This is a genomic window from Streptomyces sp. TAA486, assembly GCF_000426165.1.
The window spans coordinates 190067-209436 of record NZ_AUEV01000013.1; the positions used below are offsets into that span (position 1 = coordinate 190067).

Annotated in this window: 17 protein-coding genes and 1 pseudogene; 9 read left to right on the forward strand and 9 right to left on the reverse strand. The window is 70.9% G+C overall.

Annotated features, from left to right (window positions below):
- Positions 1–395 precede the first annotated feature (395 nt).
- Both I004_RS0118355 and I004_RS34680 read right to left on the reverse strand, forming a co-directional pair.
- Entirely contained in the window at positions 396–3290 is a 2895-nt protein-coding gene (locus I004_RS0118355; RefSeq protein WP_028436698.1) for an FAD-binding and (Fe-S)-binding domain-containing protein, read from the reverse strand.
- A gap of 166 nt (positions 3291–3456) precedes the next feature.
- Positions 3457–4203, reverse strand: a complete 747-nt coding sequence (locus tag I004_RS34680) for a DUF1990 family protein (RefSeq protein WP_051345183.1) — start codon at positions 4201–4203, stop codon at positions 3457–3459.
- Positions 4204–4278: 75 nt separating this feature from the next.
- Here I004_RS34680 and I004_RS0118365 point away from each other — a divergent pair, with 75 nt between their 5' ends.
- The 3 genes from I004_RS0118365 (at position 4279) to serC (ending at position 6620) form a co-directional block, all read left to right on the forward strand.
- Positions 4279–4494, forward strand: coding sequence for a hypothetical protein (locus tag I004_RS0118365; RefSeq protein WP_028436699.1), 216 nt, complete (start codon positions 4279–4281; stop codon positions 4492–4494).
- A gap of 19 nt (positions 4495–4513) precedes the next feature.
- Positions 4514–5221, forward strand: a complete 708-nt coding sequence (locus I004_RS0118370) for a DUF1990 family protein (RefSeq protein WP_028436700.1) — start codon at positions 4514–4516, stop codon at positions 5219–5221.
- 280 nt (positions 5222–5501) lie between these two features.
- Positions 5502–6620 carry a phosphoserine transaminase gene (gene serC, locus I004_RS0118375; protein ID WP_028436701.1) on the forward strand — a complete coding sequence of 373 codons (1119 nt, stop codon included), beginning with the start codon at positions 5502–5504 and terminating at the stop codon, positions 6618–6620.
- A gap of 92 nt (positions 6621–6712) precedes the next feature.
- On the opposite strand, the pseudogene I004_RS39060 reads toward serC, so the two are convergent.
- Both I004_RS39060 and I004_RS0118385 read right to left on the reverse strand, forming a co-directional pair.
- Positions 6713–6823 (reverse strand): annotated as a pseudogene (locus tag I004_RS39060) (ABC transporter permease); the annotation flags it as partial.
- Positions 6824–6923: 100 nt separating this feature from the next.
- A complete protein-coding gene (locus I004_RS0118385) occupies positions 6924–7982 on the reverse strand; it encodes a hypothetical protein (RefSeq protein ID WP_051345152.1) in 1059 nt (352 codons plus the stop codon).
- Between the two features lie 150 nt (positions 7983–8132).
- On the opposite strand from I004_RS0118385, the gene I004_RS0118390 reads away from it, so the two are divergent.
- Positions 8133–9134 carry an aldo/keto reductase gene (locus I004_RS0118390; protein ID WP_028436703.1) on the forward strand — a complete coding sequence of 334 codons (1002 nt, stop codon included), beginning with the start codon at positions 8133–8135 and terminating at the stop codon, positions 9132–9134.
- Positions 9135–9334: 200 nt separating this feature from the next.
- Here I004_RS0118390 and I004_RS0118400 read toward each other — a convergent pair whose 3' ends face one another.
- The 3 genes from I004_RS0118400 to I004_RS0118410 all read right to left on the reverse strand — a co-directional run bounded on the left by I004_RS0118400 (position 9335) and on the right by I004_RS0118410 (position 12093).
- Positions 9335–9970, reverse strand: a complete 636-nt coding sequence (locus tag I004_RS0118400) for a 2'-5' RNA ligase family protein (RefSeq protein WP_028436704.1) — start codon at positions 9968–9970, stop codon at positions 9335–9337.
- Between the two features lie 104 nt (positions 9971–10074).
- The gene (locus I004_RS34685) at positions 10075–11529 is read right to left on the reverse strand and encodes an MFS transporter (protein ID WP_037976747.1); all 1455 of its coding nucleotides are present in this window, start codon (positions 11527–11529) and stop codon (positions 10075–10077) included.
- A 96-nt stretch (positions 11530–11625) separates the two neighbouring features.
- Positions 11626–12093 carry a MarR family transcriptional regulator gene (locus tag I004_RS0118410; protein WP_051345153.1) on the reverse strand — a complete coding sequence of 156 codons (468 nt, stop codon included), beginning with the start codon at positions 12091–12093 and terminating at the stop codon, positions 11626–11628.
- 136 nt (positions 12094–12229) lie between these two features.
- Here I004_RS0118410 and I004_RS34690 point away from each other — a divergent pair, with 136 nt between their 5' ends.
- Complete coding sequence (locus I004_RS34690; protein WP_051345154.1) at positions 12230–12475, forward strand: hypothetical protein; 246 nt, start codon at positions 12230–12232, stop codon at positions 12473–12475.
- Here the strand turns inward: I004_RS34690 and I004_RS0118420 are convergent.
- A complete protein-coding gene (locus I004_RS0118420; protein WP_158677050.1) occupies positions 12438–12611 on the reverse strand; it encodes a permease family protein in 174 nt (57 codons plus the stop codon). The genes I004_RS34690 and I004_RS0118420 overlap by 38 nt on opposite strands.
- Positions 12612–12827: 216 nt before the next feature.
- On the opposite strand from I004_RS0118420, the gene I004_RS0118425 reads away from it, so the two are divergent.
- The 4 genes from I004_RS0118425 to I004_RS34700 all read left to right on the forward strand — a co-directional run bounded on the left by I004_RS0118425 (position 12828) and on the right by I004_RS34700 (position 17034).
- Positions 12828–13085, forward strand: coding sequence for a hypothetical protein (locus I004_RS0118425; RefSeq protein ID WP_028436707.1), 258 nt, complete (start codon positions 12828–12830; stop codon positions 13083–13085).
- A 178-nt stretch (positions 13086–13263) separates the two neighbouring features.
- Positions 13264–13992 (forward strand): antibiotic biosynthesis monooxygenase, encoded by a 729-nt coding sequence (locus tag I004_RS0118430; RefSeq protein ID WP_028436708.1) that lies wholly within the window; start codon positions 13264–13266, stop codon positions 13990–13992.
- A 204-nt stretch (positions 13993–14196) separates the two neighbouring features.
- A complete protein-coding gene (locus I004_RS34695; RefSeq protein WP_051345155.1) occupies positions 14197–14490 on the forward strand; it encodes an ANTAR domain-containing protein in 294 nt (97 codons plus the stop codon).
- Positions 14491–14511: 21 nt separating this feature from the next.
- Positions 14512–17034: an HAD-IC family P-type ATPase gene (locus I004_RS34700; protein ID WP_051345156.1), complete on the forward strand. Its 2523-nt coding sequence runs from the start codon at positions 14512–14514 to the stop codon at positions 17032–17034.
- Positions 17035–17201: 167 nt separating this feature from the next.
- On the opposite strand, the gene I004_RS0118445 is transcribed toward I004_RS34700, so the two are convergent.
- Positions 17202–18908: a thiamine pyrophosphate-binding protein gene (locus tag I004_RS0118445; RefSeq protein WP_028436709.1), complete on the reverse strand. Its 1707-nt coding sequence runs from the start codon at positions 18906–18908 to the stop codon at positions 17202–17204.
- Positions 18909–19370 lie beyond the last annotated feature (462 nt).

Sequence of the window (19370 nt, forward strand, 5' to 3'; positions counted from 1 at the left end):
TTTCGGAGCCCCGGAGCCCCGGAGCCCCGGAGCCTCGAAGCCCGGGCGGAGGGCTGGGCGAGGGCGGACGGGGCGAAGGCCCCGAGGCTCAGGACGCCGGCCGTCGCGACGGCCACGAGTGACTTGCGCCTGGTGTATCTCTCCCCTTGCTGGAATGGATTGCGATGTGCGACGTGCTGGATCAGCCGCGACGTGCGGTCGCCGCGCCGGCCGTGGTCAGAGCCCGGTGCTGGAACCGCTCGACCCGCGTCCCGACGCGGCCCCCGCCGGCAGCCGCAAAAACAGCCGAACTCACTGCGCCGGACGGCGGTCAGGCAGGTGCGGTCCGGGGCAGCTCTCGGCGCCAGGGCCGGCCGAGCAGCGGACCGGCCCGGCCCGGAAGGGACCAGCCGGTCCTACGCCCGCTCCCCCGGCAGACCCTCGTCCAGCCCCTCGGCGAGCACCTCGGCCAGATGCCGGCTGCGGTGCCCGCCCAGCTGCTCCAGCTGCGTACGGCACGAGTAGCCGTCAGCCAGCAGCTCAGCCCCGGGCCCGGCCTTCCGTACGGCGGGCAGCAGCTGGTCCTCGAAGCATGCGGCCGACACCTCGTAGTGCCCCTTCTCGAAGCCGAAGTTGCCCGCGAGACCGCAGCAGCCCTTGCTCAACTCGCCCGTCAGCCCGGCACGTTCACGCAGCCGCCGGTCCTCGGCGTCGCCGATGACGGCGTGCTGGTGGCAGTGGGTCTGTCCGGCGACGGGGCGGTCGACGCGCGGCGGCTCCCAGTCCGGCGCGTACTCTTCCAGGGTCTGCGCGAAGGTGCGTACGGAGCGGGCCAGCCGGTGAGCACGCGGGTCATCGCCCAGCAGCTCGGGCAGGTCGGTGCGCAGCGCGGCGGCGCACGGCGGCTCCAGGACGGTGACCGGCAGCCCGGCGTCCAGGGCCGGTTCGATGCGGTCCAGGGTGCGGCGCATGACGGCGCGGGCCTGGTCGAGCTGCCCGGTCGAGACGTAGGTGAGCCCGCAGCAGACCTGCTTGTCCGGCACGCTCACCCGCAGCCCGGCGTCCTCCAGCACGCGCACGGCGGCCGAACCGGCTTCCGGCGAGAGGTAGTTGGTGAAGGTGTCGGGCCACAGCACGGTCTGCGTACCGGTCCCTCCCGGCGCCCGGGCTTCCTCCGGGGCGCCGCTCACGCCGCCGCGTCCTCGCCGGCGCCACCACCGAGTGAAGGGCTCGCGCGGCAGCGCGGGGATGTCGCGTTCCGGTGCGATGCCGCCGAGTCGCTTCGCCAGGGCCGCCAACGGCCTCACGCGCGCCGCCGCGTTGAGCAGCGGCACCGTTCGGCTCGCCGCGGCAAGGCGCAGCCACTGCGGCAGCCGGCCCATCGAGTAGTGCGCCATCGGGCGGCGCCTGCCCTCGTAGTGGTGGTGCATGAACTCGGCCTTGTACGTGGCCATGTCGACGCCCACGGGGCAGTCGCTGCGGCAGCCCTTGCACGAAAGGCACAGGTCGAGGGCTTCGCGCACCTCCTCCGACTGCCAGCCGTCCGTGACGACTTCGCCCGCCAGCATCTCGTGCAGCAGCCGGGCGCGTCCGCGTGTGGAGTGCTGCTCCTCGCCGGTCGCGCGGAACGAGGGGCACATCACGCCCGAACCGGCGTCCGTGTTGCGGCACTTCGCGACGCCGACACACCGCCGTACGGCCGCCGAGAAGTCCCCCGCGTCGTGCGGGTAGCCGAACTCGACCGGCACCGGATTGCGCGGCAGCGGCTCGAAACGGAGGTTCTCGTCGATGCGCGCGGGCCGCACCAGCATGCCCGGGTTGAGCCCGCCTGCCGGGTCCCACAGGTCCTTGAAGCGCCCGAAGAGGCCGACCATCTCCTCCCCGTACATCCTCGGAAGCAGTTCGGCGCGCGCCTGCCCGTCGCCGTGCTCCCCGGAGAGCGAGCCGCCGTGCGCGACGACGGTGTCCGCCAGGTCCGACGAGAAGTCGCGGAAGCGTCGGATTCCCTCGTCGCTCATCAGGTCGAAGTCGATGCGGACGTGGATGCAGCCGTCGCCGAAGTGCCCGTACGGCAGTCCGTGCAGGCCGTGTTGGCCAAGCAGCGTCCTGAAGTCCCGCAGATACGCCCCGAGTCGGGCCGGCGGTACCGCGCAGTCCTCCCAGCCGGGCCACGCCTCCTTGCTCACCTCGGGCCCGGATCCCCCGGACGAGCTGCCAGGCAGGCGCGTCGCGGTGCCGGAGGCGTCCTCGCGGATGCGCCACAGCGCCCGCTGCTCCGCCGCGGGCACGACGAGCCGGTGGTCGGTCGTGCCGTCCGCGGCGGCGGCGCGGCACAGCTCACCGGCCCGCGCCCGCGCATGCGCCTCGTCGTCCCCGCCGACCTCGACGAACAACCACGCGCCGCCGCGCGGGAGTCCGGCCCGCGCCGCATCCGAGACCAGGTCGTTGGCCATGCCCTCCACGGTCAGGGGGCCGTGCGGAAGCAGGCCGGCGGCCGCCTCCGCCGCCGCGCTCTCGTCCGCGTAGCCGAGCACGGCCAGCACACGCGCCCCCGGCGTCGGCACGAGGGCCAACGTGGCCCGTGTCAGCACGCCGAGCGTGCCCTCGCTACCGGTGAAGACCCGCGCCCAGTCCTCGCCCTTCTCGGGCAGAAGCTCGTCCAGGGCGTAGCCCGAGATGCGGCGCGGCAGTTCGGGGAAGCCGGTCCGCAGCAGCGACAACTCCCCGCCGATCAGGGCCCGTACGTCCTCGCGCAGCCGGTCCGGGACGCCTTCGCCGCCGCGGGCGAGCCGCATCCGCTGCCCGCCGTATCCGGTGACCTCCAGCTCCCGCACGTTGTCGGCGGTCGTGCCCCAGGCGACCGAGTGTGAGCCGCACGAGTTGTTGCCGATCATCCCGCCGAGGGTGCAGCGGCTGTGCGTGGACGGGTCGGGGCCGAAGGTCAGGCCGTGGGGTGCCGCCGCGTCGCGCAGCCGGTCCAGGATCACCCCGGGCTGTACGAGCGCCGTGCGCGCCTCGGGGTCGATGGACTCGATGCGGTCCATGTGCCGCGTGAAGTCGAGCACCACTCCGGTTCCGGTGGCCTGCCCCGCGATGGACGTGCCGGCGCCCCGCGCCAGCACGGGCACGCCACGCTCGCGGCAGACGGCCAGCACCGCCTCCACGTCGTCGCGGTCCCGGGGCGCGACCACCCCCAGCGGTACGCGCCTGTAGTTCGAGGCGTCCATGGTGAACAGCGAGCGTGCGCCCGTGCCGAACTCGACCTCGCCGCCCCGTACCGCTTCGCGCAACGCCGCCTCGACGTCGCGCATCCGCTCCGTCTCCCGTGCCTGTCCGTCTGCCGCGGCCCGCGTCTGTGCATGTGCCTGTGCCATGGCTCAAGCGTGCACGGTGATCGTGTCCGAACGGCACCCTCCCCACGGACGCTCCCGGAGCGCGCCCCGTTCGCGGCCCGCGCTCAGCCTGTGTCCGACGGGGTCAACGGCCGCCCGCGGCCCGGCAGAGCTCACCGGGGATTCCGCGGGTGTCGATGACGACCCCACCCGAGGGGCGCCCACCGGAGAAGGCAGCGGCGTTGAGGCAGAAGTGCACCCACATGTTGAACTGGATCTCCTTGGCGACCCGCAGCCGGCTGTAGAGCAGGTCCGCCAGCCGGTCCCCCGCACGCGACCACGCCTCGGTCTCGAACTCGAGCGCACCGTCGACGGCCCGGACGCGGAACCGGATCTGCCCCGCCTCCAGATGGCCCTGCAGCGTGCCCAGCGTGAACGAGGTCGTGTCCCGGCCGATCACCCGTACCGGCCCGTCCCACGGGCCGGGCATCTGCACGCGGTACTCGTCGCCCACGCACAGCTCTCCCTCCCGGCCGCGGGTCTTGACGAAGACCGCGACGGTCCACGGAGCGGCCCTGTTCAGGTTCGCGGCCACGAAGGCGGCCAGGTCGCCCGCGCTCATGCGCGCGTCCACGATGCGCACCCGGAAGCGGCGGTGGAACATCGGGCCGACACCGTCGGACAGCGGCTTGGTCTGCTCGTCCACGACCTCCGGCGGCAGCGGCGGCGGCAGATCACCGGCGTCGCCCCTGGTCTCGGTGCGGTGAAGGGCGGTGATGCGCCAGAAGTACTGCCAGGAGACGAGCAGGACCCCGATGGGGAGTCGCAGCAGAACGCCCGCCCGGCGCCCGAGAGTCACGCGTCGCGGAGAGGCCCGATCCGGTGCGGTCATGTCCTTCATGACAGCATATGAGGAGTTCGCCCACATCCGAGGTTCGTCTGCCCGCAGGCAGGACGGGAGGTCGTGATGGAGACCGGACGGTTGCTGCGGAAGGTCGGTCTGCGCAGCTGGCATCTGGAAGCGGCCGCCTGGGGCTCGATCGGCCTCTGCATCGCGCTGTGGTCGCGTGCCGCGAGCGTCGATCAGGACGAGCGGGGGAACGCGGAGCGCCGAGCGCTGTTCGTTTCCATGTGGGCTCCGACGCTGTGGCTGATGAGCCAGTCCCTGAGGGAGTTCGACTGACCCCCGAGGCCGGTCCCGAATGATCCGTGAGCGACGCCTTCGCGGCGACCGTGCTCTCGCGGCACTGCGGGACCTCGGCGGACTGGACGTCAACTACCGCCGCCCGCGGACCGTCGGCCCGGACCACGTTCCTGGCACGGGCTGGTACATCGACTCGCTCGTACGCTCGCTCCCCGCGGAGGCCCCCGGCGCTCCGGCCCCCGCCGGCACATGGGAGACCGCGTGCCGTCTGGTCCGTGACTACCGCTTCGCCGAGCCGCGCATCCTACGTGCCCTCTTCCGTGCCGACGACCCGCTGCCGGGCCGCGACATGCTGCTCGAGGGACGCTTCTGCGGGCTGCGCTTCGACATGGGAGTACGGGTCACCTCCGTCACCGACGAGACCCTGGGCGCGGGGAGGACGGCCCGCCGGGTGTGGGGGTGGGGCTACCGGACACTCCAGGGGCACCTCGAACAGGGCGAACTGCGCTACGAAGTCGTCAAGTATCTGCACACGGGCGAGGTGTCCTTCGTCATCACGGGCTACTCGCGGCGGGCACCCATCCGCAATCCGGTCGTCCGGCTCGGCTTCGCCCTGTTCGGCCGCCGCACCCAGCGCCGCTTCTACCGGTTGAGTGCGGGACGGCTGCACCGGCTGGTCCAGGAGGAGCTGAGCGGCGCCCCTTCCCGGTCCGTCGAGAACCATCCCTCCGACGACCGCGTCGTGATCGCTCCCGGCCCGCCGTGAGCGAGGTGTCGACCCGCGCGGCCGAACGGTGCGCAACATCTCGCGCAGACGTTGCCCTGTACCACGATTGAACACAGCGTGAACGGAGACCCGTGCCGGTGCATCCCGCAGCGCTGTGCGCGATGAAGGTGGCGACGGTTGAGAAACACAGCTCCGCTACCGGCCCCTCCACGGGGGTACATGCCCTCCGTGGAGGGGCTTCCGCACGATCCCGGGCCCGTGCGTCTCACCCGGTGGACCTCCTGCCGTTCCGTGTGGAGGGACGCACTACCCTTCACGTGTGGCTGATCTCCAGATTCCCGCAGACATCAAGCCCGCCGACGGTCGATTCGGCTCGGGCCCGTCCAAGGTGCGTACGGAGGCGCTGAGCGCGCTCGCTGCCACCGGCACGTCGCTTCTCGGAACCTCACACCGCCAGGCCCCGGTCAAGAACCTGGTCGGCAGGGTGCGTGAGGGCGTCAAGGAGCTGTTCCAGCTGCCGGAGGACTACGAGGTGGTCCTCGGCAACGGCGGGACGACCGCCTTCTGGGACATCGCGACGCACGGCCTGATCGACTCCAGGTCGCAGCACCTCTCCTTCGGCGAGTTCTCCAGCAAGTTCGCCAAGGCCTCCAAGCAGGCCCCGTGGCTGGGCGCGCCCACCGTGATCGAGTCGGAGCCCGGCACCCACCCGGCCGCCCGGGCCGAGGCCGGCACCGACGTGTACGCCTTCACCCACAACGAGACCTCGACGGGCGTGGCGATGCCCATCGCCCGCGTGGCCGGTGCCGAAGAGGGCTCGCTGGTGCTCGTGGACGCGACATCCGGCGCGGGCGGGCTTCCGGTCGACGTGCGCGAGAGCGACGTCTACTACTTCGCCCCGCAGAAGTCCTTCGCCTCCGACGGCGGCCTGTGGATCGGCGTCTTCTCACCGGCGGCCATCGAGCGCGCCGAGCGCATCGCCGCGTCCGACCGGCACATCCCCGCGTTCCTCGACCTGAAGACCGCGATCGACAACTCGCGCAAGAACCAGACGTACAACACCCCCGGCGTCACCACGCTCTTCCTGCTGAACGACCAGCTGGAGTGGATCAACGGCCAGGGCGGTCTGGACTGGGCGGTGCGCCGCACGGCCACGTCCTCGCGGACGCTCTACGGGTGGGCCGAGGACGCCAAGTTCGCCTCGCCCTTCGTCTCGGACCCGGCGCAGCGTTCGCAGGTCGTCGGCACGATCGACTTCAACGAGGACGTCGACGCCGCCGCGGTGGCGAAGGTGCTGCGCGCCAACGGCGTGGTCGACACCGAGCCCTACCGGAAGCTGGGCCGCAACCAGCTGCGCGTCGCGATGTTCCCCGCGGTCGAGCCCTCGGACGTCGAGGCGCTCACGCGCTGCGTGGACTACGTGATCGAGAACCTGTAGTTCGAGAAACCTGTAGCAGCAGGCTCCGACGCGGGACGGGCCCGGGTGCCGGACGGGACGGCATCCGGGCCCGTCTCATGCGCGCCGCGGCGTCAGCCCGACAGCCGCTGGAACCTCCGCACCGCGAGCGGCAGGAAGATCGCCGTGACGGCCACGGGCCACACCAGCGCCATCAGCGCCGAGTCCTGCTCGATCCAGCTGCCAGCGGCCTCACGGACCGTCACCTCGATGCGGTCGCCGCCGATCGCCCGCTTCAGGGCGGCCGGAGTGGGCGGGCTCAGCTCCGGGACCGCTCGGCCGGGATCAGCCGCGGCGCCGGAACAGCCGCCGCAGCATCGTCCACAGCACGACGACGATCGCGACCGCCGTCCCGCCGATGACGACCTTCTTCTCGTCGAGCTCCCCGTCGTCACCGCCGCTCGCGGCGCCACCGCCCTTCGCTCCGCCGTCCGCCTCGCGCTCACCGGCCGGCACGCTGTCCGGCAGCAACTCCCCGTCCAGTTCCAGCGGGTCGACGGTGCTGCCCTTGCCCTCCGAGCCGCACATCAGCGTGCGCCCGTCGCCGGTGAAGGTCACCGACTCGCCCTGCCCGGCCACGGGCACGCTGACGGGAGTGTCCAACGCCGCCGGTTTCCCGTTGCGCCAGCGGAACATCTCGCCGCCGAAGTAGCCGCGCAGGACCAGCCGCGTCCCGTCCGGTGAGAAGGCGCCGTCCGTCGCCCAGACCTCCGTACGGGCGACGCGGCTGAAGGTGTTCACGCCGGACGGCGACAGCTGTTCGGGCCCGGCGTAGATCGCACCCTTCTTGTTCTGGCTCTTGCTGGCGATGTAGACCCGGCCGGTCTTCGGATGGACCATCAGCGACTCGGCGTCGCGCGGACCGTCGGCGTAGCGCACCGTGTAGCGGGTGGGGGTCACCGTCACGTCGCCGAGTTTCTTCGGTTCCTGGAAGCGGTAGATCCACACCTCGCTCCAGCCGCCGTTCAGGTTGTCGCCGATGTCGCCGACATACACGTCGCCGCCGGGACCGGTGGAGATCGCCTCCAGATCACGCGGGTCGATGCCCTTGAGGGTGACGGTGGCGACGGTCCTGCCGGTGGAGGAGTCGACGGCGTAGATGTACGGGCCGTCGTCGGAGTCGTTGTGCGTCCAGTAGACGCCCTTGTGCGTACGGCTCGCCGCCAGCCCGCTCGACTCGGTGATGCGGGGGTCCTTGATGCGGAAGGATCCCTGGCCCTCCTCGCCCCCGGCCGCCGCTCCGGGCGCCGCCGCGGCGACCCCCGTCGCCGACGCCAATGCGAGCAGCCCCGCCGCTCCCCCGACCCCCACTGCCGCTACGGCGCGGCCCCAAAGCACAGACATGGTCACAGTCTCCCGTACAGCTGGGGGTCCTCCGCCTCGCTCCTCCCCCTGGCTTCGCCGGGAGGGACCCCAGGGGACCCCCACCGAGGCCGAAGGCTCTGGAGGTGGGTCCTTGCTTCGAGCCCACTCCAACGGCTTGGCTCTACAGCCATGGAGTACACGCAGCTTGGCCGCACCGGCCTCAGGGTCAGCCGGATCGTCCTGGGGACGATGAACTTCGGACCGCAGACGGACGAGGCCGGCAGTCACGCCATCATGGACGCGGCGCAGAGCGCGGGCGTCAACTTCTTCGACACCGCCAACGTGTACGGCTGGGGTCCCGACAAGGGCCGCACCGAGGAGATCATCGGCACCTATTTCGCCAAGGGCGGCGGCCGCCGCGAGCGGACCGTACTGGCCACCAAGGTGTTCGGAAGCATGGCCGCGGAGGGCGACAGCACGCCCAACCAGGACCGGCTCTCCGCGCTCAACATACGGCGGGCCGTCGACGCGAGCCTCAAGCGGCTGCAGACCGACCACATCGACCTCTACCAGTTCCACCACGTGGACCGCAGGACGCCCTGGGAGGAGATCTGGCAGGCCGTCGACGTCCTGATCCAGCAGGGCAAGATCATCTACGCGGGCTCCTCCAACCACGCGGGCTGGCACATCGCGCAGGCCAACGAGACGGCGGCACGGCGCGGCACATACGGGCTCGTCAGCGAGCAGTGCCTGTACAACCTCGCCGAACGCCGCGCCGAGATGGACGTGATCCCGGCGGCGCAGAACTACGGCCTGGGGGTGATCCCCTGGTCGCCGCTGCACGGCGGCCTGCTCGGCGGCGCGATCCGCAAGGCGGCGGACGGGTCCGGCGGCACGGGACGCACCGGGAAGGGCCGCTCGGCGGACGCACTGGGAAGGACCGAGGTCCGCGAACAGATCCAGCGGTACGAGGACCTGCTCTCCGAGCACGGCCTCGACCCGGGTGAGACCGCACTGGCCTGGCTGCTCACACGGCCGGGCGTGACGGGCCCGATCGTCGGCCCGCGCACCCCTGAGCAGCTGGACTCGGCGCTGCGCGCGGTGGAGCTGAATCTCGACGACGGGCTGCTCGCCTCGCTCGACGAGATCTTCCCCGGCCCGGGTCCGTCACCGGAGGCGTTCGCCTGGTAGGCGGCGTGACAGCAGTCGTCCCGTGCCCGCGAGCGCGGGCACGGGGCTGACCCCGGGGGTCCGGGATCCTGGGCCTCTCGGCAGGCTCTAGGCGCCGACCGCTGCTGCGACGGCCACCACGATGAGCATCAGCACGAGCACACCGCTCACGATGCGCGTCCTCGTCTTGGTATTCACGCCCCCAACCGTAACCAAGTCCGTCACCCGCCCAGCGGCCAGCCCGCGATCTGCTCGTAACGGGGCTGGTCCCCCGGGGTTCCGCTGTCCGGCAGATTGCTGCGTACGAGTGCCAGTTCACCTGCGGTCCAGGGCTCGCCCGCGAACTCGTCGAGCGCCGCGGTGTACGGCCGCAGATCGAGCGGGTGCGACCTGGAGCGGGCCAGCGTCAGATGTGCGCGGAACCTGCGGGGCTCGTCCGTGCCGAGGCCGACGCGGCGTCCGGCCGCGGCGTTGGTCGCGGCGAGCCGCCGTACGCCTTCGCCGTCGGGACGGTGCCCCTCGTCCCCGGCCGCCTCGGAGCGCGCGCCGCCGGTGTCGGCGGGTGCGCCGGTGACCGCGGCCCACAGCGACCGGTGGCCGAAGTGGCCGCCGCCCGCAATCCGCAGCCGCAGCGGCCGGCCGCGCCGGGCCGCCCGCGAGAGGCGTTCTCGCAGCCCGTCCAGCTGCCCTTCGCCGACCTCGCCGTAGAAGGCGAGCGTGATGTGCCAGTTGGCGCGGTGGGTCCAGCGCAGTTGTCCGGCGCCGTCCATGGCACGCAACTCCGCCACCTTGTCGGCGAGTTGACCGGATGCGTCGAGCACGTGGTCCGGGGGCAGCAGAGCCGTGAAGAGTCTCATGCCCCCAGCATGCCGCCGCCTGGAGCGCCACCGTCCGGCTTCCCGGCCCGACGACGGCGGCGCTCCGGTGGCACTGCGGCACCATGGCCCCGTTCCCCCGTCATCTACGCGGCGGAGGTCACCCTCTCCCGCTCGGCACCCGCGGCCTCCCGCTCCACGAACCTCAGGTGCCGGTGACCGCGCCGCAGGTCCACGCGGAGCCGGAGCCCCGCGCCACGTGCCAGCGCCAGGCCCACGCCGACGGCCACAACGGCGGAGATCACGCCACCGGAGAGGAAGCCGACACGGGGACCGAAGGTGTCGGTGACCCAGCCCATGAGCGGCCCGCCGATGGGCGTACCTCCCATGAAGACCATCATGTAGAGGCTCATCACACGGCCCCTCATCGCCGGGTCGGAGGCCAGTTGCACGCTGGAGTTGGCGGTGACGTTGAAGGTCAGGCTCATGATCCCGATCGGCGCCATCAGGGCGGCGAAGAGCCAGAAGGACGGGGAGAGCGCCGCGGCGGTCTCCAGCAGACCGAAGACCAGCGCGGCCCCTGCCATCAGCCGCATGCGGGTCGCCCGCCGCCGCGCGGACAGCAGCGCCCCGGCCACCGAGCCGACGGCCATGAGGGTGTTGAGCAGCCCGTACGTCCCGGCGCCCTCCTCGAAGACCCGGTCGGTGAACGCGGTCAGCCAGATCGGGAAGTTGAAGCCGAAGGTGCCCACGAAGCCGACGAGCACGATCGGCCAGATCAGATCGGGATGGCTGCGGACATAGGTCAGTCCTTCCCGCAGCTGGCCCTTGCTGCGCGGGACGCGCTCGATGCTCTGCAGCTCGCTGGTGCGCATCAGCAGCAGACCGGTGAGCGGCGCGATGAAGGACAGGCCGTTGAAGAGGAACGCCCAGCCGCTGCCGACGGCGGAGATCATCACGCCCGCGATGGCGGGCCCGACGAGGCGGGCGCTCTGAAAGTTCGCGGAGTTGAGCGAGACCGCGTTGCCTATCTGCTCGGGGCCGACCATCTCCGAGACGAACGTCTGCCGTGTCGGGTTGTCGAGCACCGTCGCGAGACCGAGCACGAACGCGAGCGCGTAGACGTGCCAGACGTGCACGTGGCCGCTGAGCGTCAGGGCCGCCAGCGCCAGTCCCGTCAGCCCCATGACGGACTGCGTGATCAGGAGGAGCCGGCGCTTGTCGCATCTGTCGGCTATGACGCCGCCGTAGAGGCCGAAGAGCAGCATGGGCAGGAACTGCAGGGCCGTGGTGATGCCGACGGCGGTGGCTGACCCTGTGAGGCTGAGCACCAGCCAGTCCTGTGCGATGCGCTGCATCCAGGTGCCGGTGTTCGAGACGGCCTGGCCGGCGGCGAAGAGCCGGTAGTTGCGGATGCGCAGCGATGAGAACATCGATGGCCTGGAGGCGGGCTTGCCCTGAGCGTCCGGGGTGTGCCGGTGCCGCTGCCCCTCCGGTGCGTTGGGGCCGGTCGCCGCCGCGTCCGGCCGGTGGCCGTGTGGTTCGTTCCGTGGCTTGTCATCTGGTGCGGGTGCGGAATCTGTTCCGTGGCCCGTACTCAAATCGCCTTCGCCTCCTCGTTCGTCGCGTCCGTTCGTCTCCGTCGTGCCGTACTGCTCCTTACGGGTGTGCCGCAGGCCCTGACCGGGCTCCCCCGACTACGAGTGCGCCAGCTTCTCCAGCACCGGTGCCGCGGCGCGCAGCCGCTCCCATTCGTCATCGTCGAGGCGACCCGCGAGTTCGGCCAGCCAGGCATTCCGCTTCTCGCGGCTGGCGGCGAGCATCGACTCGGCTCGCTCCGTCTGCGTGACCGTCTTCTGGCGGCGGTCGTCGGGGTGCGGCTCCAGCCGCACCAGCCCCTTCGCCTCCAGCATGGAGACGATCCGGGTCATCGACGGGGGCTGGACGTGCTCCTTGCGGGCCAGTTCGCTGGGCGTCGCGGAACCGCAGCGGGCGAGTGTGCCCAGTACGGACATCTCCGTCGGGCTCAGCGACTCGTCGACCCGCTGGTGCTTCAGGCGTCGCGAGAGGCGCATGACAGCGGTGCGCAGTGAGTTCACCGCTGCCATGTCGAGCTCGTTCGCAGGGCCCGCGCCGACCGTGCGGCGCTCGGATGTTTCCGGCATGTTGTTAGCGTAACTCATTACCTCCTCTAAAGAATAGGAGGGAACAGGTCACACCCTGTCTACCGACTCACACATACGAGTGACATCGCACGGAAATCTGACACATCACCCCCGGCCCGCCCGGGACCGTTGACTCATGACTTCGACGACCTCGAAGGTGCTCAGCCTGCGGATGGACGGCGAACTGTTCGACCGGCTGCACACCCACGCCGCCAAGCGCGGCATGAGCGTTCAGGACTATGTGGTCCGTGCGCTCGTGCGCGACGACTTCGACGAACGGCTCCAGACATCCGTCGAGGAGGCGGATCGCTTCTTCTCCTCGGCCGGCAGGAGAGGCCGGCTCGCTACACGCCCAGAGCGCGCCCGATCAGGTCGAGCATGAAGTGGACGAGGAAGCAGGCGCCGACGACGTTCAGCAGCCGCGGCACCTGACGGATCTGACCCGTCACCGCCCTGAGCAGGATGAAGGCCAGCACTCGCAGGCCCATCCCGTTGGTGATGCTTCGGGTGAAGGGCATCGCGACCACCGCCAGGAAGGCGGGGACGGCGATCGTGTGCCAGGCCCAATGTGGTTGCAGCTGAACGAACAAATGGATCGGCCGAACGCCATCTCCGCGCGTAGAACCACCGGCCTCCCGCGCCTCCGCGGCCCTCGATAGGCTGTGCCCTGCCGGCGGGCGCACGATCGGGCGCCGGCCCTGCGAGCGCGAGAGGAAGCTGCGGCGATGGGCCTCATGAACCGGTGGACCGACGGCCAGCGCGAGGCCCCCGAGCCGCTCGAGGGCCCGGTCAGGGGCACGGTCCTGGTCGGCACCGGCATCTGGTTCGTCCTCTTCCTCGCCCAGCTCCCCTTCTACGGCTGGTACGAGGACCACGGGCACACCTGGTTCATCTGGACCTGCGGCGCGGGCGGCGGGCTGGGCCTGATCGGCCTCTGGTACGTGCTGGCGCGCGAGCGCGCCATGCAGCGGGACGCAAGCGACTCCGCCTGACGGCACCCCTCCCGCGGCTCGTGGCTCCCGCCATCCCGAGCCGCCGCACGCCGGGCCAGCCCTCTTCGAGGCGAGCCCGCCCGGCTCCGGGTGGCTTCCTTGACTTCAACAGGGGTTGAAGGACGAGCGTGGAGCGCGATGGCACCGTCCACGACCGCACGACCGGAGGCAACCGGCCATGACCGTACGCACCACGGACCGCCCCGACCCCGAACGCGACGACTCCCGCTTCGCCTTCTTCAGCAAGTGGCGGCTGCCCACGCCCGGTGGCTCCGGAGAACCGCCACGGAGCGGCGGGATCCAGGCGGCGCTCGACGCGATCGCCTCCGTCTGGGAGCGCGAGCCCTGGCCTTCGCCCGATCTCCTCGGGTATCACCTCTGCGCAGGTGAGGACGGCGAGACCCTGCTGCACTACTCGCAGTGGGCCGGCGAGGACGCCTACGAGGCCTACGTCCGCGAGCACCGCCAGAGCCGCGTGGACGAGATCGACACCGCCGTCCCGGGCATCGAACGCCTCGGCATCGGCCGCTTCCGGCTCTACCGCAGCGGCACGCTGGACAGCGACGCGCGGGTGCCGGGCTGCATCGTCATCGTCGACATCGAATTCCAGGGCCCGGACCCGGACCGTCAACGTGCCTGGGTGGACACGGTGTTCGAAGCGCTGCAGGACGATCCGCAGTTGCCGTCCGGCGGCATCTCGTCCCACTTCCACATCGGGACGGACGGCACACGCGTACTGAACTACGCCGAGTGGGAAAGCACACAAGCGCACATCACGGCACTGGAGGCGCCGGGCCGGGGAATCGGCAGTCCCACCGCGCTGTGGAAGCGGGTGCAGGAGTACCCGGGACTGAAGGGGAGCACCGTCCAGCGCTTCCGGCCGGCCTTCTCACTCGTGCCGGGCTGACGGCATCCGTGTCGGGCTGATGCCGTCCGGGACGTTCCGACCCGCCTCACGCGGCCTTGCCGGACGCGGCCCGTCGCGCTGCGCCGACCATGCCAACTCCCTTCCACAGCACAGTCATGCGTATGATCACGCAGTAGGGCATATGCCCCTCAGCCCGCTGTCTCAGCGGTGCGCCACGGGTCACCCTGAGCTGAAGGGGCAGGAATGGGCGACGCGGAGAATCCGCATGCCGAGCTGGAGCAGCTTCGCCGGGCCATGGCAACACGTCCGGTCATCGACCAGGCACACGGTGTACTGATGGCGGCCTACCGCTGCACGCCCGACTCCGCGTGGCACGTCCTCGTCGCCGTCTCGCAGCACACCAACACCAAGCTGCACCATGTGGCCGCGGCCCTGGTGGAGACGACGCAGGGCAAGGAACTACCCGATCCCCTGAGCACCGCGCTGCGTGCCGCACTGAAGACCGCGTACGGGGATCAAGCAGGGCAAGGCACGTGAAACGCCCGTAACGTCGGATGCATGACGGAGCGGACGGGCACCGCCGCCGGGACGAACCCCGGAGACGGCCCGCAGCGGGGTCTCAGCGCCGCGGAAGTGGAGGCGAGGGCCGCGCGCGGCGAGATCAACGACGTGCCGGTGCGCAGCAGCCGCTCCCTCACGGACATCGTGCGCGCCAACGTTCTCACGCGCTTCAACGCCATCATCGGCGTCCTCTTCGTGATCATCCTCATCGTCGGACCCGTGCAGGACAGCCTCTTCGGGTTCGTGATCATCGCGAACACCCTCATCGGCATCGTGCAGGAGCTGCGCGCGAAGCGGACCCTCGACAACCTCGCCGTCATCGGTGAGGTGAAGCCCGTCGTCAGGCGGGACGGCGCCTCCGTGCGTCTGAGCACCTCGCAGATCGTGCTGGGCGACCTCGTCGAGATCCGGCCGGGCGACAAATGCGTCGTGGACGGCGAGGTGACCGAGGCCGACAGCCTCGAGATCGACGAGTCGCTGCTGACCGGCGAGGCCGACCCCGTCACCAAGCAGCCCGGCGACCCGGTCATGTCCGGCAGCTTCGTGGTCGCGGGCAGCGGCGCCTTCACCGCCACGCGGGTGGGGCGTGCCGCGTATGCCGCACAGCTGGCCGAGGAGGCCTCCCGCTTCACGCTCGTGCACTCCGAGCTGCGCAGCGGCATCAACGACCTGCTCAAGTACGTCACCTGGGTGATCGTCCCGACCGGGCTGGGGCTCGTCCTCAGCCAGCTCGTCGTCGAGCACAACGACATCGACAGCGCCATCCGCCGCATGGTCGGCGGCATCGCGCCGATGGTGCCGGAGGGCCTGGTGCTGCTGACGTCGATCGCCTTCGCCATCGGCGTCGTGCGGCTGGGGCGCAGCAAGTGCCTCGTGCAGGAACTGCCGGCGATCGAGGGGCTCGCGCGCGTGGACATCGTCTGCCTCGACAAGACGGGCACCCTCACCGAGGGAGGCATGGACGTCGCCGAGGTGCGCGTCCTCCAGGACGGCAGGGGCAGCCAGGACGGCACCGGTGGGCAGGGCCGCAGGAACGGCCCGGAGGACCGGGACGGCCAGGAGGGCGGAAACGGTGGCGGGGCCGCGGACGCCGCCTACGTGGAACGGGTGCTCGCGGCCCTCGGCTCCGCCGATCCGCGTCCGAACGCGAGCATGCGGGCCATCGTCGACGCATATCCCCTCGACGGCCGGGACGGCGGCACGGCCTGGCGGACCGCGGAGTCGCTGCCCTTCTCCTCCGCCCGCAAGTACAGCGGAGCCACCTTCGTCGAGCCGGACGGCACCCGGCGCACCTGGCTGCTGGGCGCCCCCGACGTCCTTCTGCCGGGCGGGCACCCGGCACTGACGGACGTCGACGAACTCAGCCGCGAAGGGCTGCGGGTGCTGCTGCTGGCCGGCACCGATCACGTGGCGGACTCCCCCGAAGCCGTCGACGGGGCCGTCCCCGCCGCCCTCGTCGTACTGGAGCAGCGGCTACGGCCCGACGCCGGTGACACCCTCCACTACTTCGCGGACCAGGACGTCGCCGCGAAGGTCCTCTCCGGCGACAACGCGGTCTCCGTGGGCGCGGTTGCGGGCAAACTGCGGCTGCGCGGCGCACAGAATCCCGTCGACGCGGGCCGGCTTCCGCAGGACGCGGCGGGGATCGTGCGCGCACTGGAGAGCGGCACGGTCTTCGGCAGGGTCTCGCCGAGGCAGAAGCAGACGATGGTCGACGCCCTCCAGGAGCACGGGCACCACGTCGCGATGACCGGCGACGGGGTCAACGACGTACTGGCGCTCAAGAACGCCGACATCGGCGTCGCGATGGGCACCGGCTCCGAGGCGACGCGGGCCGTCGCCCAGATCGTGCTCCTCGACAACAGCTTCGCCACCCTCCCCTCCATCGTGGCGGAGGGCCGCCGGGTCATCGGCAACATCGAACGCGTCGCCAATCTCTTCCTCACCAAGACCGTCTACTCGGTGCTGCTGGCCCTGCTCGTGATCCTGTGGCAGGTGCCCTACCCGTTCCTCCCGCGCCATCTGACGCTGCTGTCGTCCCTCACCATCGGCATCCCCGCCTTCTTCCTCGCCCTCGCGCCCAACCGGGAGCGTGCCAGGCCCCACTTCGTACGGAGAGTCATGCGGTACTCCGTGCCGGCCGGGCTCATCGCGGGGGTGGCGACCTTCGTGACGTATCTGCTGGCCCGTGAGCACTATTCGGGCCCCGGGTCGCTGGCGGCCGAGACGAGCGTGGCGACGCTGACGCTCTTCCTGATCACGATGTGGGTGCTCGCGATCGTCGCGCGGCCGTACAGCTGGTGGCGTGTCGGGCTCGTGGCCACGATGGGACTGGCCTTCGTGGTCGTGCTGGTGACGCCCACCCTGCAGGACTTCTTCGCGCTGAAGCTGGTGGGCACGGAGATGCCGCTGGCCTCCGTGGCCGTCGCGGTGGCTGCCGGGCTGGCGCTGGAGGTCGCGTGGCGCGTTCATAGGTACCGGTGGAAGGAGGCCGGCGCGGATCGCGCGCGGGGCGGCTAGCGTTCATCAGCTCCGTGGACCGCCCGCTCGGAACGAACCGGACCGCGGCCCGAACCGGGCCGGAGAAGGGCACAGTTCGGGCAGCGGCGGGGGGACTGCGTTGGCCGGCCGTCCGCATGTCCCGCTCACCACGGGCGGGAAGCCCCGGTCGCCGGAACCCGGCCCCGTCAGATCTGCACGCCGGGCCGGTGCTGCGGCCCGCGGGGGCCGTAGTCGATCTCTGCCATACCGTGGCCGGTTTCGACGGCCAGCGCTGGGGCGTCGTACTTGTCCATGACCGCCTCGATGAAAATCATGCTGTTGTGCGGCGCCGTCAGCGCGGCCCGCAGTTCGGCCGCGGTCCTCACGACGAACGTCTGGGCCGACGTCCCCGGATGCAGGACCTTCGGCAGATCGGCGTAGGCCCAGTTGGCGACGTCGTTGAAGCGGCCCTCCTTGCCGCAGATGGCGCGCTCCACGGTGTAGCCGCCGTTGTTGAGCAGGAAGACGATGGGCTTGAGGTCGTGCCGCAGCATCGTCGAGATCTCCTGTGCCGTGAGCTGGAAGGACCCGTCACCCACGAAAAGCAGGTGACGGCGTGCCGGTGCGGCCAGGAGCGTGCCCAGGACCGCACCCACGCTGTAGCCGATCGATCCCCAGATGACCTGCGTGATGAATGAGCAGCGCGGCGGCAGTCGCAACGCCAGGCAGCCCGCCTCGGAGGTGCCGTCCTCCGCGATGAGCACGTCGCCCTCCTGGACGAAGTCCTGAACGAGTTTCCAGTACGACTCCTGGGTGAGCGGGCCCGAGGGCACGACGGCGTCCGTCTCCCGCGTGGGCGCACCCGTCGTGGTGCGTTCGGGACTCCTCGAGGGTGCCCGGCCGGCGACCTGGCTGAGCAGTTCCTTCAGGTAGACGGCCTGAAAGTTCTCGGGGCCGATATCCACGGCGTCGCCGCGCGCGTCTATCCGCTGACCGGGCAGCGCCTCGCTGAAGGCACCCGACGAGGTGTCCACCCTGCGCAGCCCGATCGTCAGCAGGCAGTCGCTGTTCTCCACCGCCTCGCGGACTTCGGGCTCGCTCGCCGCCCCCGCGTAAAGACCGAGGAAGTACGGGCTCGTTTCGTCGATGACGCCCTTGGAGGTGTTGATGGCGGCGATCGGGATGTTCAGCCTTTCGGCCAGCTCCCGCAGCTCGTCCGCGACATCGAAACGGTCCGCGTCGAGGTCGATGAGAATCGCGGGCGAGCGGGCGTCGGTGAGCCTGTCCAGGATCGCCCGGGCGCAGGTACTCAACCGCTCGGGATCGCTCGGCGGCATCGTGAGCCGCAGCGGTTCCGCCGGAACCTCCACATCCAGGTGGGCAATGTCCGAGGGCAGTTCCATGTAGACCGGAAGCTTGCGCTGCCAGGCGGTGAGGATGAGCCTGTCGATCTCGGCGACGGCCGTGCGCGGCGTCAGTCTGGCCTGTGCCGCTGTGACTTGGGCGTATCCGCGCATCACCGCGTCGTAGTCGGTGTCGGCCGACGTGTGGTGCATCAGCAGGTTCCGGTCGAGCGACTTGAGCGGGAGCGACCCGCAGACAGCGATGACGGGAACGTGTTCGCTGTACGCGCCGGCAACACCGTTGATCGCGCTCCACGCCCCGACACCGTTGGTCACCACGAGCCCCGAGATTCCGTTGAGCCGTGCATAACCGTCGGCGGCATAAGCGGCGTTCAACTCGTTGCAGTTTCCGACCCAGTTGAACTCGTCGCCCTCTTCCATCTGCAGCAGGAACTCGAGATTGAAGTCGCCGGCGACCCCGAACAGATGGGAGACCCCCGCTTCCCGCAGGCGTCGCAGCAGGAAGTCGCCGATGGTCATCGTGGACTGTGCCGTGGTGATGGTGGTCACGGTTCCCTCCGTCCCGCTCCCCGGACCCTTCGGCCCTCGCAGGGCCGACCGCGACGTCCTGTGCTGCGGAACGCCGGGAGCACTCTCTGCGTGTGTGCGATTCGTCGGCGACGCGGCGCCCTCCTGTGCGTCTTGCCGACGCGCCGCGGCCCACAACGGGATCACCGTCGCCCTCAGCATAAGTTCAGGCCAATACCCATGCAGCGCGAGCGGCCGGGCCGCCCGCGTGCCCTGACGGGAGGGCCGTGGTGGGCCCGCGTGCGGGCCCGGTCGGCAGGGGTTCCGGAGTGGGCGGGCCCTTCCGGGATCAACGGGCACCGGTGATCCCGGAGGGGAACCGCAGGTGATCACGCGAGGGGCCACGGGCCGGGAGCTCCACACGACCGCGGCGGGGGGCCGGCGCGCCGGGACGTTCACGAGCGCGCGGGTCCTTGCACCCGTAGCGGCACCTGGGGCCACGCG

Coding starts and splice junctions, on each gene's coding strand:
- I004_RS0118355 (WP_028436698.1), bottom strand. CDS start 3,290: ATGCGCGACGTCGAGGCGGCGTTGCGCGAAGCGGTACGGGGCGGCGAG.
- I004_RS34680 (WP_051345183.1), bottom strand. CDS start 4,203: ATGACCGCACCGGATCGGGCCTCTCCGCGACGCGTGACTCTCGGGCGC.
- I004_RS0118365 (WP_028436699.1), top strand. CDS start 4,279: ATGGAGACCGGACGGTTGCTGCGGAAGGTCGGTCTGCGCAGCTGGCAT.
- I004_RS0118370 (WP_028436700.1), top strand. CDS start 4,514: ATGATCCGTGAGCGACGCCTTCGCGGCGACCGTGCTCTCGCGGCACTG.
- I004_RS0118385 (WP_051345152.1), bottom strand. CDS start 7,982: ATGTCTGTGCTTTGGGGCCGCGCCGTAGCGGCAGTGGGGGTCGGGGGA.
- I004_RS0118390 (WP_028436703.1), top strand. CDS start 8,133: ATGGAGTACACGCAGCTTGGCCGCACCGGCCTCAGGGTCAGCCGGATC.
- I004_RS0118400 (WP_028436704.1), bottom strand. CDS start 9,970: ATGAGACTCTTCACGGCTCTGCTGCCCCCGGACCACGTGCTCGACGCA.
- I004_RS0118410 (WP_051345153.1), bottom strand. CDS start 12,093: ATGCCGGAAACATCCGAGCGCCGCACGGTCGGCGCGGGCCCTGCGAAC.
- I004_RS34690 (WP_051345154.1), top strand. CDS start 12,230: ATGACTTCGACGACCTCGAAGGTGCTCAGCCTGCGGATGGACGGCGAA.
- I004_RS0118420 (WP_158677050.1), bottom strand. CDS start 12,611: ATGCCCTTCACCCGAAGCATCACCAACGGGATGGGCCTGCGAGTGCTG.
- I004_RS0118425 (WP_028436707.1), top strand. CDS start 12,828: ATGAACCGGTGGACCGACGGCCAGCGCGAGGCCCCCGAGCCGCTCGAG.
- I004_RS0118430 (WP_028436708.1), top strand. CDS start 13,264: ATGACCGTACGCACCACGGACCGCCCCGACCCCGAACGCGACGACTCC.
- I004_RS34695 (WP_051345155.1), top strand. CDS start 14,197: ATGGGCGACGCGGAGAATCCGCATGCCGAGCTGGAGCAGCTTCGCCGG.
- I004_RS34700 (WP_051345156.1), top strand. CDS start 14,512: ATGACGGAGCGGACGGGCACCGCCGCCGGGACGAACCCCGGAGACGGC.